The sequence below is a fragment of the Limnobacter parvus genome (assembly GCF_024623725.1).
Classification (GTDB): Bacteria; Pseudomonadota; Gammaproteobacteria; order Burkholderiales; family Burkholderiaceae_B; genus Limnobacter; species Limnobacter parvus.
Window position 1 is genome coordinate 269,133 of record NZ_JANKHG010000016.1, and the last position, 14,776, is coordinate 283,908.

Below are 14,776 nucleotides of genomic sequence, written 5' to 3' on the forward strand. Positions count from 1 at the left end.
GTTACCAAGAAAGAGTGAACCAGAGGGATATCAGGCTGGATTCAAATTCATTGTTTTCACAATCCGTTCGCAATAGCGCGCAATTTGATCAATTTCTAAATTCACCGCGTTTCCCGCTTTCAAGTGCTTCAGCGTGGTCATTTGAACAGTGTGTGGAATCAGGTTGATGTGAATATCACATTCACCACCTTCAAGATCGTCCACCTTGTTCACAGTCAGGCTGACGCCATTCACGGTCACCGAGCCTTTGTAAGCGAAGAACGGCGACAGCGTTTTTGGTGATCGAATTTGCAGGTGCCAGCTTTCGCCCACAGGTTCAAATTCAACCACGCTGCCCAAACCATCCACATGGCCGCTCACCAAATGTCCACCCACGCGGTCAGACAAGCGCATGGCTTTTTCCAGATTCACTTCACCGGGTTGGCTCAGGCCCACTGTTTTCGACAGGCTTTCCTGCGACACATCCACATGAAAGGTTTCGTTGGTCATGGCCACCACGGTCATGCACGCGCCCTGAATGGCGATGCTGTCACCCAGTTTTACATCGGAAAAGTCGAGCGTGGGTGCCTGTACTGCCAACCTTACGCCAGCGTTTGCGCCGCCCAGTGGGGTGATGGTTTCGATGGTACCAATCGATTCAATAATGCCGGTGAACATGTGTGCTACTACTCCTGTTTGTGACTAACCCACGTAATACGCAGGTCTTCTCCGATTTGTTTGTATGAATGCAGTGCCCATTGAAGGTAGGCTGGCAGGCTTTCCAGTTCAGGCAGGCGGAACAGGCCTTGGCCCGGACCCAAAAAGCGGGGTGCAACGTATTGCACAATTTCATCGACCAGCCCTGCTTGCAAAAAAGATCCGTTCAAGCCAAAACCCGCTTCAAGGTGCAATTCATTAACGCCGCGTTGCGCCAATTCCAGTAACAGGCGCAGCAGGTCGGTTTTTACTTTTCCGGCGTGCAGGCCAGCTGCAACCGGCGCCACATTTAGCGCCTCGATATTCGCGGCATTAGCGTGCGTGGTCAGCCATGCGGGCAGTTCTGGCTCGGTGTGTGCAATCAATACTTTGCCGGTTTGCAGCAACAGCGCATCGGGCGAAATTTCCAGCTTGCTGTCGACAATCACTTTCAGGGGTTGGCGGTCGGTGTCAATGCCGCGCACATTCAGTTGCGGATTGTCGGCTTTGACCGTGCCAATGCCGCTGAGCACGGCGCAGGCTTGGGCGCGCAGGTGGTGCCCGTCCAGCCGGGCTTGTTCGCCAGTAATCCATTGGCTCACCCCATTGTTCAAGGCGCTGATGCCATCGGCACTGCTGGCTATTTTCAGGCGCACCCAAGGGCGTTTGCGCTCCATTCGGCTAAAAAAGCCACGGTTGATCCAACGCGCCTGTTCAACCAGCACGCCATGCAATGTTTCAATGCCTGCAACCTGCAACATCGCCATGCCTTTGCCTGCAACCAGCGGATTGGGGTCAAGTACAGCAGCCACTACCTTGGAAACACCGGTACGCACTAAAGCATCAGCGCAGGGGCCAGTGCGGCCATGGTGTGCACAGGGCTCAAGGGTTACATAAGCTATGCTGCCCTGCAGTGAAACGCCGCGCGCTTTGGCATCAGCCATGGCTTGCACTTCCGCATGGCCTTCGCCTGCCTTGGCATGAAAGCCCTCGGCAATTGCAACACCGTCGCGCACAAATACACAACCCACTCGTGGATTGGGCGTGGTGCTGTACTGACCTTTCCATGCCAGGTTCAGCGCATGCTGCATCCAGTGTTCATCGGTGTGTAAAAGAGTGGGCATGGCCTCAGTTACCATTAAGCGCCTTTTTTGGTGGGCGCAGTCAGGTGGGCAATTTCTTCAGAGAAACTTTGCAGGTCTTCAAAGCTTTTGTAAACCGATGCGAATCGAATGTAAGCAACTGTGTCGAGTTGTTTAAGCTGTTGCATCACCAGCTCGCCCAGAAATTTCGTGTCGACTTCCCGGGCGGCGCTGACCAGCAATTTTTCTTCAATACTGGCAACCGCTTCATCAATCGCTTCAGCGCGAACAGGGCGTTTGCGCAGTGCCAGCATTAAGCTGCCGCGCAATTTGTCGCGAGAAAATTCGACTCTGGAACCGTCTTTTTTAACGATGGCGGGCAGAAACAGTTCGGCCCGTTCATAGGTGGTGAAGCGTTTGCTGCAACTGCCGCACTGGCGGCGGCGGCGAATCGCGTCGCCTTCTTCAGACGTGCGCGAATCGACCACCTGGGTGTCGGCATTGCCGCAAAACGGGCATTTCATAATGCCGCGGCCCCGAGCTTACTTGTAAACAGGAAACTGGCTGGTCAATTCCTTGACCTTGGCACGAACGGTGGCCAATGTGGCTTCGTCTTCCGGGTTTTCAAGTACATCAGCAATCAAGTGACCAACCGCGCGGGCTTGTTCTTCCTTGAAACCACGTGTGGTCATCGCTGGGCTGCCCAATCGAACACCGCTGGTCACAAATGGCTTTTCTGGGTCGTTTGGAATTGCGTTTTTGTTCACAGTAATGTGTGCATTGCCCAAAGCAGCTTCCGCGGCTTTGCCGGTAATGCCTTTGGCACGCAGGTCAACCAGCATCACATGGCTCTCAGTGCGGCCAGACACAATGCGCAGGCCACGTTCAACCAGAGTTTCGGCCAGGGCTTTGGCGTTTGCCACCACCTGTTTCTGGTATTCCTTGAATTCGGGTTGCAGAGCTTCATGGAAGGCTACAGCCTTACCTGCAATAACGTGCATCAAAGGGCCGCCCTGAATGCCGGGGAAAATTGCGCTGTTGATTTTCTTGGCCAGTTCTTCTTTCATCAAGATAATGCCACCGCGCGGGCCGCGCAGTGATTTGTGCGTGGTCGATGTGCACACATCGGCGTGAGGCACAGGGTTGGGATACACACCGGCTGCAATCAGGCCAGAATAATGTGCCATGTCAACCATGTAGTAAGCGCCCACTTCCTTGGCGATTTTCGCGAAGCGCTCGAAATCAATGTGGAGTGAATAAGCCGATGCACCTGCAATGATGATCTTGGGTTTGTGTTCACGGGCCAGGGCTTCAACCTGGTCGTAGTCAATGGCTTCGTCTTTATTCAAGCCATAGGAAACCACGTTGAACCACTTGCCCGACATGTTCAATGGCATGCCATGCGTTAAGTGGCCGCCTTCAGCCAGTGACAAACCCATGATGGTGTCGCCAGGCTGCAGCAATGCAAAAAATACGGCTTGGTTGGCCTGTGAACCGGAATTGGGTTGCACGTTAGCCGCTTCGGCGCCAAACAGTTTTTTCAAGCGCTCAATGGCTAGATCTTCAACTGTGTCGACATGTTCGCAACCACCGTAGTAACGCTTGCCGGGGTAGCCTTCTGCGTATTTGTTGGTCAGTTGTGAACCCTGTGCTTCCATCACGGCGGGGCTGGCGTAGTTTTCCGACGCGATCAGCTCAATGTGGTCTTCCTGGCGGGTGGTTTCCTGCTGAATGGCAGTCCACAATTCGGGGTCGGTTTGGGCGATGCCCTGTTGGCGGTCAAACATAGCGATTTCCGAGAAAGGATAGGGTTCAAGACAAGCCCATTATTCTAAATGATTTCAGGTCACTCGACCATCGACTTCGTCCATGTTTTGCCCCGGCAAGTCCTTGTTTAAATGGCCTTGCCATGCCCACAACAACACATTGCCATGGGCTTCAGAGTCAAGCTCCACAATATTCAGCGCGCAATTGGGCAGTTGCCAATCCCGTTGCTTTTCCAGTGGCTCGTCGGTGCAATACCTGTAAATACAATCAAGTACACCGCCGTGAGCCACCAGCAGTGTGCTTGCACCTCGATTTGCGTTCGCAATTTCCAGGAAGGTGCTTACCACTCGGTCATAGAATTGACGTAGGCTTTCTCCACCTTGAAGTGGTGCTTCAGGGTGCCGGTTACTCAGGGCTGCAAATTCATCTGGACTTTTCTCGCTCATTTGATTGGCAGTTAAACCAGCCAAATGACCATAATGTCTTTCTCGCAAACCAGAATGTAGTTGCGCAGGCAGTGTCTTCTCGCCGCAAATAATTTGGGCCGTGGTGCGCGCCCGATCGAGGTCGCTACAAACGCACTTCTGATAAAGCGACAGGCCGTTTGCTTTCAACTCATCAAAATACTTCCGAATCAACTGCGCTTGCTGAGTGCCGTGGGCATTCAGCGCAATGTCGGTGTGACCCTGAAATCTTTTTTCCTTGTTCCAATCGGTTTCGCCATGGCGCACCAGAATGAAGCGTGTGTTGGTGAATTTTTTACTGACAATTGCACCAAAATCAATGGCTTGCGTGTTCAATTCAGGTGCACCTTTGCAAAGCGGCGTTTGCCAACTTGAATCACATAGACACCTTTGCCAAGTCGCATGGCTTTGTCCAGTACTTTTTCGCCATCGACTTTTACTCCGCCCTGCTGAATGTTTCGGTTGGCATCGCTGCTGCTTTCACACAGGCCCGCAGTTTTAAGCACCCAGGCCAAAGCCGCGTCAGCTTCTCCCTCCGGAAGGTCGATGTTTACCTCGGGCAGTTCATCGGGCAGCGCACCTTGTTTGAAGCGGGCCTCAAATTCCGCCAGTGCTTCAACCGCAGCCTGCTGGTTGTGGAAGCGGGCAACAAGTTCCTGTGCAAGCGCCACCTTGGCATCGCGCGGGTTCTCACCATTGGCACATGCTGTTTTAATCGAGTCGATTTCTGCCATCGACTTAAAGCTCAGCAGGGTGTACCATTTCCACATCAGTTCATCTGAAATGGACATTACCTTGCCAAACATATTGGTGGGCGATTCGGTTACGCCCACATAGTTGTTCTTGGACTTCGACATTTTGTCCACGCCATCTGTGCCCACCAGCAATGGCATGGTCAGTACGCATTGCTGGGCCTGCCCGTGTTGCTTTTGAAGTTCCCGACCCACTAGCAAGTTGAATTTTTGATCGGTGCCGCCCATTTCAAGATCGGACTTCAAAGCGACCGAGTCGTAACCTTGCATTAAGGGGTAGAGGAACTCATGAATGGCGATCGGAACGCCGCCTTGATAGCGCTTCGTGAAATCTTCCCTTTCAAGCATTCTGGCTACTGTGTAGCTGGACGCCAGTTTGATCATGCCATCCGCCCCAAGCGGCATGCACCATTCGCTATTGAAACGGATTTCTGTTTTGTCAGCATCCAGAATTTTTACAGCCTGCTGATGATAGGTCTTGGCGTTTTCCTGTATTTGTTCCGGGCTTAGTGGTGGGCGCGTGTTGTTGCGGCCAGACGGGTCGCCAATCATGGATGTGAAGTCACCGATCAAAAAAATCACCTGATGGCCCAGATCTTGCAAATGACGAAGCTTGTTAAGTACCACTGTGTGGCCTAGGTGTATGTCGGGTGCAGTGGGGTCTAAACCCAACTTGATGCGGAGTGGTTTGCCTGTTTTTTCGCTTTGAACCAGTTTTTGGATCCATTCCGATTCAATTAACAGTTCCTCGCAGCCGCGCTTGGTCACTTCAAGGGCGTGGCGAACAGATTCAGACAAATTTTCGGTATTTACCGCATTAATGGGGGCCCTGCTATCAGGTGACTGTTTCATTTGGCAATCCTTTGTTACACTCTGCTTGTTCACAGTGTTGTATTTTTGAAAATGTGCTGGTTCAGGGCGACCAGCTACGTGCAATTTCACACCTTTAAAACTAAAACATGATGCTTCAGAATTTATTAGAGCGAGCAATCGCCGCATTGGGAAAGGGTGTCTTCTTTTCCAAAAGCCTCATCCAGGTGGGCCTGCGATACGCAGACGATGCATTACCAGAATCACACCACCACAGAAAGTGGGTCATTGTAGGGTTTTTTTCCCTCCCCGTTCTTGGTGCAGTTGTTGCAATTGCTGGCTCCGTTCAAAATTCTCCGGTTGATTCTGCGCTTCAAAATTCCGAGGTTGTTGTTGAAGCCGTCGAGCTGAACTTGGCCGAGCAAGGCATTTACACGTTTGACCCTCTGGTGGCTGAAGAACGCATTCGCCGCGGCGACACCTTGGTAGGGTTGCTTGAACGGATGGGCGTGAACACCACCGGATTGGCGCCGTTTCTTGGGCAAGACAAAGTAGCGCGCAACTTGGTCAACTTGAGGGCTGGTCGTGTGTTGACTGTTCAACAAACCGCCAGTGGCGATTTACAGTGGCTTCGATACAAAAGCGGCGTTGATGAAGACAGGCAAGAGTCAATTCTCATTCAAAAATCCAATGGCGTGTTTTCTGCCAAGCTAGAGTCAGTCAATTTCGAGAAACAAATTGTATTTCGTGCTGGCCGAATTGAATCCTCTTTGTTTGCTGCCGCCGACAAAGCTGGCCTTCCTGATTCAGTGGCCATTCAACTGACCGAAATTTTTTCATCTGACATCGATTTTCACCGTGAACTGCGCAAGGGCGATGAGTTCAAAGTGGTGTACGAAGACCTGACCCTCGAGGGGCGTTCCGCCCGTTCAGGCCGCGTGTTGGCTGTTGAGTTCGTGAACAACAACAAGCCGTACAAGGCCTACTGGTTTACGCCAAGTGGCAACGGGACGGCCGGTTACTACAACGAAGACGGCCGCAGCTTGAAAAAATCATTCCTGCGTTCGCCTTTGGCCTTTTCCCGCATTTCTTCCGGATTCACGCCGCGCCGTTTCCATCCCATCCAGCAGCGCTGGAAGGCGCACAATGGTGTGGACTATGCTGCACCAACCGGCACACCGATTATGGCCACAGCCAGCGGCACAGTAAAATTTTCAGGCTGGCAAAACGGCTACGGCAACTTTGTTGAAATTCAACACCACAGTGGCTACAGCACCGCATATGCGCACTTGTCCCGATTTGGCAAGGGTGTGAAAGTTGGTCAAAAAGTTGAGCAGGGCGATGTGATCGGTTATGTGGGCGCAACAGGTTGGGCAACTGGCCCGCACTTGCATTATGAATTCCGCGTTAACCGCGTCCCCAAGAACCCGTTGAGTATTACCGTTGCGCAGGCTGAACCACTGGATCGCGTATCGATCGGTGAATTCAAGCGCGTGCAGTTGGCGCTGGATCGTCGCATGGAATTGGCCACGGCCCAACGAGTGGCCCGCGCTCAGTAAAAATGATTGCCCTTGGCGCGATGTCTGGCACCAGCACCGACGGTGTCGATGTCGCGGCCATTCAAGTGAATTCTAAAACATCCGCAATGCGCTTTGTTGGCGCAACCAGCCTTGAGTTTCCACCGAAGCTGCGCCAAACGCTTTTGATGCTGCAGCAGCTGCCACCTCAGTTTGATTCACATTCAGACCCCCTGTCTGTCATGCTCGAAGCGCGCCATGAATTGACCTTGCTTTATGCGCAATGCGCCAGGCAATTGCTGGCTGAATTAGGTCTTGAGGCGAGTGACGTACAAGTGTTGGGTGCACATGGTCAAACGCTTAGGCATCGGCCAGAACTGGGTTATACCTATCAAATGCTCGATGGCGCCCTGTTGGCGAACTCTGTGGGTATTCATGTTGCCAATGATTTTCGTTCTGCCGATGTCGCCTTGGCCGGGCAGGGTGCCCCCCTGGTGCCCGCTTTTCACCAAGCATGGCTGAATGGCAAAGGCATACACGACCGCACGGCCGTTTTGAACCTAGGTGGCTTTTCCAATTTGACGGTATTAAACGGGGCAGTTCAGCCATTGACCGGCGGCGATTGCGGTCCAGCCAACTGTTTGATGGACATGTGGGCTCAGCGCATGTTCCAGATTCCAATGGACATTGACGGTGAAATTGCCTCCATGGGCAACCCCAGTCTGGATTTGCTGAACTGTTTTTGGCAGCACCCGTTCTTTTCCCAAGAATGGCCAAAAAGTACGGGCCGCGATGCTTTCAATTTGCAGTGGTTCGACAGTTGCTTGGCGAAAACAGACCGAAATTTGCCTGCTGAAGACGTGATGGCAACACTGTTGACCTTGACTGTAAAGTCAATTCAAGCCAGCCTTCCGCCGGGGGTGGAACAAGTTTTTGTTTGTGGTGGTGGCGCGAAGAACAGCACTTTGGTCTCGCAGCTTCGGTTCGATTGTGCACCTGTTGATTTCTTGCCAATTGAAAATCTTGGTTTGCCAACCCAAGCCGTAGAAGCCGCCGCGTTTGCCTGGTTGGCTCAGCAGCGAGTTGTAGGTTTGCCAGGGAATTGCCCCTCCGTAACAGGTGCGCGAAAAGCGGCAGTGCTTGGTGCGTTGTACCTTGCCGGCTGAAACCTGCGCTTCAAATAATTAGCGCTGTTCTTTTCCGAAATTCGGTTGCAGATTTTGAAAAGGCAGAGGTACTGTCGTTGGCTTCGGCACCTTCTCGAATCGGGAAGAGTTCACTGATCACATTCAGATTCATATCATTTTGACGAGAACTGATCGGGATTCTGATCATTTCTTTGGTGAATTCAATTTGCGCATTGCTGCCATTGGGCGTGTTGTAGATCAATATGCAGCAAGGTTCGTAGTCAAGCAATGACCCCAGAAGTTTCAATTGATTGCTGGCTACATCAAGCTGTGATTCTTCACCCGCGTACATAATGTAAACCGAGGACATTCCTCGACGCAGTGCACACAGATAGGCACGGTAAGCCCCATTGAGATTGAAGTCGACCTTGTCGAATCCATCGGTGGGGAGCCGGCGCTGAATTTCGATCAGGTGCTCATTGTTGATTGCCATCACCTGCGCTTCGAAGTTGCTTTTCGTTTTGATAGAAGGCAACTTGCCACGGTGGCTAACTTCCGCCTCTTCCGGGAACATGACTTCGAAAATCGAACCCACAATCTGTTTGTTGATGCAACGGTTGCGACACTCTGTTTTCGCCAGAATATGTTCACTTAGATCGCGAATAATATTACTGCCATGTCCCCAGCCCTTGTTGTGTTGCGCCACTTTGTCGTTCTCAATGCCCGGCCCTGTGTCTGCGATCTGAATACATACCTTCCCGATTCTGCGCCGAACCCCCACCACCACGCCGCCTTTGCTGGTGTATTTGATGGCGTTGTCCAAACCATTTCTGACGATCTTTGTCAGTGCTTCTTTGTTGCTCAACACGCTGAGTTCGCTTGGCACGTATCGAATTTCCAGGTGCTTCACCTCTGCAAGCATTCGATATTCTTCTATGAGTGGCTCCAGCACCTCATTGATCATTACCTGTTGAAGTGGTGCATTGTTGTCGTCGACCGGGTAACGGATCGCGGTGTGCAATTGATCAAAAAACTCCTCCAGCATGTTCTTCAGTGCCTTCTGAGCCGTTTGAATGTGCTGGTATCTCGCCGTTACTTCGGGGTCTTTTGAAATGGCTTTGCCCACGCTTGCCAGAATTCCCAAGGTACTCAATGGCTGGCGCAAATCATGCCGAAAATCTTTCAGAACCCGACGTCCCCGAAAAGCAAGTTTCATGAGGTCTTGGTCAATTCTGCTTTGTTCGTCCCAGCCGATTTTGGTTCGTGTTCTCGATAAGTCCTGAAATCCCATGTGAAACACGCAAGTGAACAGAAGAAAACAATATGCAGCGATGACCAGGGTTAAGTCAGGTGGGGTAGCGGATAACGGGAGGCTTGTTTGAATGTGAAACAGGCCATTCACCACACAGTAGAACAGACCAAAATAGACTGCCTTGATCAAAGTGACCCGGGGTAAATTGCTGTAGGTTTTTGTAATGGCCAGAAGACACAGTGCTTGTACGCAAATCAGGGCAGTGTGAGCCTCCCAGGTGTAGGCAAGCACATCGGCCCCGGCGGCAAGCATACCGATGCCAAAAGGCGTTAGGGCCGAGCGTTCCGCCACAATCGTGCCACGTCGGCGCCCCAGGAATGCTGCGCCGAAGAAAAGAAAAGACAGCACCTGAAACGCAACATGCAAAGGTTCTGCATGCTCAAGTTGGGCGAAGCTGCCATAACCCAGAATCAGGAAGCCAAGCAGGATCACCCCTATCACAGCAGATGCGTTCTGCCGTTGATTGGGAAGATGGTTCGAAAAAAACGGATATAGCGAAATACCCAGCAATACTGCAAGCGCTGTAATTGAGCTATTTATCATTTAGTTGTTGTAATGCCCGTTGAATGGCCGCCTAAAGTTTGGTTTTCAAACCATGGCAGATGCGTTAAGTCGCGGAATTTTGCGATACAGACTGACGGCCTGAGTTCGATTTTTAACGTTCATCCTCGTGAAAATCTCACGTAAATGGGTTTTGATGGTTTCTGGCGACAAATCCAGCTTCCGTGCGATTTCTTTGTTGGACAGACCAGACGCCAAATAATGCATTACCTGTTGTTGTTTGTGGGTCAACTGAATTCCATTGTTCTGTCCCATGCGCCCGGTCAAGTGTTCGCCATTGGTCTGTCGATTCGACAAGGCGTTGGGGCGCCACTGAACTTGAACACCTGCGCGAGTCAATGCCTCCAGCAAAACAGAAGAAGTTTGCTCGAACCCCTCGGATTTGGACAAGGTCCACGACGGAGCATGTTGGCTAGGTGTCACAGAATTTAAAAGTTGGTCATCACCACTCATGATTAACATGGGTAGGTTGGGGTTAAGTTGAGTAAGAATGTCGATGACTTCCTGGCCCTGCGCGTCGGGCAAGCGCAAGTCCGTAATAATCAAGGACGGGGTGTTTCGGCAACAAAGCTCCTTGGCATGGGCAATGCTGGCCGCGCACAGTATTTCCGCATTGGTTGCCACGAATTCAACCAGGTCTTTGATGCCAGTTGCAAAAAGTGGATGGTCTTCAATAACCAGAATCTGGTTTGATGGCATCGCTGTCTCCTCCCGAGGATTTACTAATTCATTAAGTGTCACTAGATGTGAGCATATGAACATCTTTATTTGATTAACACTTTTTTCCAACCCTCTTTAGGGGGAGTTAACCGCCTCGTTTGTATGCAGTCAATAGGGATATGCCGTAATCCGACACAAAGCACCTCGTTCTGCATGATTTTTTGTTAGCGTTGCGCCGTGAATTTGTGGTCCTGTAGGCTGTTAAACTGTCAAAATGTTGGTTTTTATTAGAATAACAACAACAAATCAGAACTTAGGTCGATCAAAACAAGGTTCAATTTAGAAACATGAGAACAAGATTAAGCGCCGCGACCACCAAGCCGGTTGACGAAACCCAGGCCCGTGTACGGCGCAAGGAGCAAACGCGCCAGAATTTGATGCAGGCCGCGTTAACACTTGTTGGCAATGGCAACAGTTTCACAGCACTTGGCATACGCGAAATCACCCGTGAAGCCGGGGTGGTGCCCACCGCGTTCTATCGTCACTTCAAAACCACCGACGAACTTGGTTTGGCTTTGGTTGAAGACGGCGGAATTACCCTGCGAAGGCTATTGCGCGAAGCCCGGCAAGCCAGCCTTCCCGGTGAAGACATGATTCGCCATTCCGTCAGTGTTTTTGTAACCTATCTTAAACAGCATCACCTTGAGTGGCGCTTTATCAGTTCGGAGCGCTCTGGTGGGTCCCAATCGCTTCGAAATGCCATTCGCAATGAAATCGCACACTTCACAAACGAAATGGCCAGCGACCTGCGTTTGCTGAACATTTTCCCCGGGCTGTCGACCCACACACTGACCTTGATCTGTAGCCTGGTGGTCACTTTGATGATGAATTCAGCCACCGATTTTCTGGATGCACGTGCCGATCAACCTCAGATCGAAAAAGAAATGTTGGACAATTTCGTGAAGCAAATCGTGATGGTGTTCCTAGGTGCGGCCCATTGGGAAGAAGAACCGACCCAGTCTTTGCTCAGTGGGCTTTCAAAGCCCAAATAAACTGCCTTTTATGACTAAACCCATTGTTTATGTTGACCTTGATGGCACTTTAAGCCCATCGGACGTTCTGCTGGAATGCTGTCTTCTTTTGCTAAAGAAGAACCTGTTTTATGGGTTTTTGATGGTGTACTGGGCCTTGAAAGGGCCTTGGGTATTCAAAACCGAAATTGCAAAGCGCATTGACCCTGTGTTGGATTACCTACCAATCGACGCGGTTGTGCTTGAGCGTTTGAATCAATTGAAATCGGCGGGGCATGAATTGGTGCTGGCCAGTGCTTCCTTGTCTCGTGACGTTAAAAAAATTGCAGATCGCCTGGGGCTGTTTGATCGCATCATCGCCAGTGAACATTCAAATTTGAAAGGCGTGAACAAGTTGAACGCCATTGAAGTGGACAGCCAGGGGAGGCCCTTCCTTTATTTTGGCGATGCGGCTGTAGACATTCCGGTCTGGGAGAAGGCCGCAGTGGCTTACGGGGTGAATACCTCGACCAAGACACGCAACAAAGCAATGGCTGCTGGGGTGGAATTGAGCCGCATTGATTCCCGGCAATCTGGCATTCGAGTGTGGCTTAAGGCAATGCGCTTGCAGCAATGGGCTAAAAACTCTTTGCTCTTTCTTCCATTGATTGCCGCGCATGAGCTGGATCAAAAGCTTTGGTTGAACATGTTAGTGGGTTTCATTGCGTTCGGCTTGGTGGCTTCTGCCACTTACATCTGGAATGACCTGATGGATCTGAATGCTGACCGTCAGCACCCAAGAAAAAAACATCGACCCATGGCCTGTGGCGATTTGTCGATCAGCAAAGCTTTTGTATTGATGAAAGTGCTGGGTGTGTTGGGTTTTACGGCCGCGTTTGTGGCCTTGGGTTGGCAATTCACCTTTGTGCTTTTCATTTATACAGTGGTGACATTGCTTTACACCTTCGTGTTCAAGCGCACCGCAATTGTGGATGTGGTGTTGTTGGCGATGCTATACACCGTGCGGGTTATTGCGGGTGGCGTGGGTGCCGAACTTGAAATGTCGAGTTGGTTACTGGCCATTTCACTGTTTGTATTTCTAAGTTTGGCCTTGGTGAAACGTTGTGCAGAACTTGAATTCCTGCAGATTGAGGGAAGCCAGCCGCAAGGTCGTGGTTATCGAATGAGCGACTTGAGCTATCTGGTTTCCATGGGCATTTCCAGTGGCTTTGTGGCGGTGTTGGTGTTGGCCTTGTATGTTGACAGCCAAAACGGCACCGAGAAATACAGCACACCAGAATATTTATGGGGCATTTGCCCCATCTTTTTGTATTGGCTAATGCGGATCTGGATACTGACCTCCCGCAAGGAAATGATCGACGATCCGGTTCATTTTGCAATTCATGATCGCATCAGCTGGGGTTTTCTGGGCGCAGTGGGCGTGTTGGTGTTCATGGCGGCTTAAGTGGAATTTAACAATGCGAACTGAACTGCCTTTGCGAACCGCTCGTTCGGTGTTTTGGTCCACCGTGTTGGTTACAACACTGATCAAAATTTGGCTTGCCTATTTTTTCCCGATGACGGGAGATGAAGCGTTTTTCCACCTTTGGTCGACTGATTTAAGCTGGGGATATTACGATCACCCACCCATGATCGGCTGGTGGTTGTGGGGCTTGAGCCACATTGGCAATGAACCGATTGTGATTCGAAGCCTGACCATGCTTTTGACCACGGTAATCGCAGGTGGCGTGGTGTTGTTGGCGCGTGAGCTGTTGCCTGCTGCACAAGAAGCACGCGCGTGGCTGGCCGGCGCGGTGTACTTGTCGATGCCAGTGTCATGGTTTGCCGTGTTTGTAACCACAGACACCCCGCTGATATTTTTCATGGGTTTGTCAATTTTTACATACGCACGGGCGATTCGTAGCAATTCCGGTTTTGGAATTTTTTTAGCTGGTTGCTTTCTTGGCTTGGCCTTCCTGTCCAAGTACTTTGCGGTTTTGCTTGGTTTTGCATTTGGCATGCACCTGCTGTTTCAGCCCCAACGCGTTAAGTACCTTTTGCTGCTAATGGCGGGTGTTTTGCCGTTTGCCAGCGTGAACATTGGCTACAACCTGCACAATTGCTGGAACAACATCATGTTTAACCTTGTGAATCGGCACGAGGATGCACAGCTGGGATGGGGCACTGTTTTCACTTACCTGGGCATGATGCTGTACTTGCTAACCCCCTGGGCCTTGTGGAGCCTGCTTAAGGGGGTGCGGGCGTGGTCCTCTCAAAGTGCGTTGTTTTTTGCATTGTTGGTTCCCCTGACTTTGTTTTTTCTGATTTCGCTGAATAAAACTGTAGGACTTCACTGGGTTCTGGGTTTTCTGCCGATTGCCTTTGTTTTATTGGCTTTGTGCGCATCAACGGTCTGGATGAGGCGCTATGTGTGGTTTAACGCAGCTTTGTCATTTCCACATCTGGTCTTGTTTGGTTTGCTGATGCATGCCAATGCAGGCGTGTGGCCCACAAAAGATTTTCAGGAAGATGTGCGGTTTCACCGCGAGATGCCGGCGATTCTTGCCAACTTGACTCAAGACATGCCACCAGATGGCGTGCTCACCACAATTGCATATTCACCCGCCGCATTGATGACGTACCATCACAAGCAGGTCGTGCCTGTGTTTGGGCCCGGCAAATACCACGCCCGTAACGACGACACATTCGTCGATTGGCGGAATATGAATGGCAAGCCCATTCGAATTGTGGCCAAGGCCAAACCCATCGATGCTGCCCTGTATTCCGATTATCTTTCGGATGTGCGGGTGCAAACCCGGGATATTCAAGGCGTGCCGTTTACGATCGTCGATGGCACCAATTTCAATTATGAGCAATTCAGAAATGTCGTGTTGCGTGAGGCAGTCGAGAAGTACTATCAAATTCCATCTGTACTGCCGGTGCTGGACTGTCCATTTGCGCGCAAATACGGATTCGAGGAAGAGTGCAGGGTGGGTGATTTGGGTTTGTTCAAGTAAACAGCGGGAAGTTTTTCCCCGC

Annotated in this window: 13 protein-coding genes; 5 read left to right on the top strand and 8 right to left on the bottom strand. The window is 51.0% G+C overall.

Annotated elements, in window-relative coordinates; translation table 11 throughout:
* Nucleotides 1–30: 30 nt before the first annotated feature.
* Genes NSP04_RS06545 through tyrS form a run of 6 tightly spaced genes read right to left on the bottom strand, consistent with a single transcriptional unit; the run spans nt 31 to nt 5,592 of the window.
* The gene (locus NSP04_RS06545; protein WP_257511540.1) at nt 31–657 is read right to left on the bottom strand and encodes a riboflavin synthase; all 627 of its coding nucleotides are present in this window, start codon (nt 655–657) and stop codon (nt 31–33) included.
* Nucleotides 658–665: 8 nt separating this feature from the next.
* Nucleotides 666–1,799, bottom strand: a complete 1,134-nt coding sequence (ribD, locus tag NSP04_RS06550) for a bifunctional diaminohydroxyphosphoribosylaminopyrimidine deaminase/5-amino-6-(5-phosphoribosylamino)uracil reductase RibD (protein ID WP_257511541.1) — start codon at nt 1,797–1,799, stop codon at nt 666–668.
* A 14-nt stretch (nt 1,800–1,813) separates the two neighbouring features.
* Nucleotides 1,814–2,281 (bottom strand): transcriptional regulator NrdR, encoded by a 468-nt coding sequence (gene nrdR, locus NSP04_RS06555; RefSeq protein ID WP_257511542.1) that lies wholly within the window; start codon nt 2,279–2,281, stop codon nt 1,814–1,816.
* 18 nt (nt 2,282–2,299) lie between these two features.
* A complete protein-coding gene (gene glyA / locus NSP04_RS06560; protein WP_257511543.1) occupies nt 2,300–3,544 on the bottom strand; it encodes a serine hydroxymethyltransferase in 1,245 nt (414 codons plus the stop codon).
* 54 nt (nt 3,545–3,598) lie between these two features.
* The gene (locus tag NSP04_RS06565; RefSeq protein WP_257511544.1) at nt 3,599–4,324 is read right to left on the bottom strand and encodes a histidine phosphatase family protein; all 726 of its coding nucleotides are present in this window, start codon (nt 4,322–4,324) and stop codon (nt 3,599–3,601) included.
* Nucleotides 4,321–5,592: a tyrosine--tRNA ligase gene (gene tyrS, locus NSP04_RS06570; protein WP_257511545.1), complete on the bottom strand. Its 1,272-nt coding sequence runs from the start codon at nt 5,590–5,592 to the stop codon at nt 4,321–4,323. The genes NSP04_RS06565 and tyrS overlap by 4 nt, the downstream gene beginning before the upstream one ends.
* A gap of 107 nt (nt 5,593–5,699) precedes the next feature.
* On the opposite strand from tyrS, the gene NSP04_RS06575 reads away from it, so the two are divergent.
* The gene (locus NSP04_RS06575; RefSeq protein WP_257511546.1) at nt 5,700–7,109 is read left to right on the top strand and encodes a peptidoglycan DD-metalloendopeptidase family protein; all 1,410 of its coding nucleotides are present in this window, start codon (nt 5,700–5,702) and stop codon (nt 7,107–7,109) included.
* A 2-nt stretch (nt 7,110–7,111) separates the two neighbouring features.
* Entirely contained in the window at nt 7,112–8,233 is a 1,122-nt protein-coding gene (locus tag NSP04_RS06580; protein ID WP_257511547.1) for an anhydro-N-acetylmuramic acid kinase, read from the top strand.
* Nucleotides 8,234–8,243: 10 nt separating this feature from the next.
* Here NSP04_RS06580 and NSP04_RS06585 read toward each other — a convergent pair whose 3' ends face one another.
* Together NSP04_RS06585 and NSP04_RS06590 are read right to left on the bottom strand one after the other, a co-directional pair.
* Nucleotides 8,244–10,049 (bottom strand): sensor histidine kinase, encoded by a 1,806-nt coding sequence (locus NSP04_RS06585; protein WP_257511548.1) that lies wholly within the window; start codon nt 10,047–10,049, stop codon nt 8,244–8,246.
* A gap of 45 nt (nt 10,050–10,094) precedes the next feature.
* Nucleotides 10,095–10,766 carry a response regulator transcription factor gene (locus NSP04_RS06590; protein WP_257511549.1) on the bottom strand — a complete coding sequence of 224 codons (672 nt, stop codon included), beginning with the start codon at nt 10,764–10,766 and terminating at the stop codon, nt 10,095–10,097.
* Between the two features lie 308 nt (nt 10,767–11,074).
* Here NSP04_RS06590 and fabR point away from each other — a divergent pair, with 308 nt between their 5' ends.
* The 3 genes from fabR to NSP04_RS06605 are packed head-to-tail and all read left to right on the top strand — an operon-like array spanning nt 11,075 to nt 14,754.
* Nucleotides 11,075–11,779: an HTH-type transcriptional repressor FabR gene (gene fabR / locus NSP04_RS06595; protein WP_257511550.1), complete on the top strand. Its 705-nt coding sequence runs from the start codon at nt 11,075–11,077 to the stop codon at nt 11,777–11,779.
* Between the two features lie 10 nt (nt 11,780–11,789).
* Complete coding sequence (locus NSP04_RS06600) at nt 11,790–13,202, top strand: UbiA family prenyltransferase (RefSeq protein WP_257511551.1); 1,413 nt, start codon at nt 11,790–11,792, stop codon at nt 13,200–13,202.
* Between the two features lie 13 nt (nt 13,203–13,215).
* The gene (locus tag NSP04_RS06605) at nt 13,216–14,754 is read left to right on the top strand and encodes an ArnT family glycosyltransferase (protein ID WP_257511552.1); all 1,539 of its coding nucleotides are present in this window, start codon (nt 13,216–13,218) and stop codon (nt 14,752–14,754) included.
* Nucleotides 14,755–14,776 lie beyond the last annotated feature (22 nt).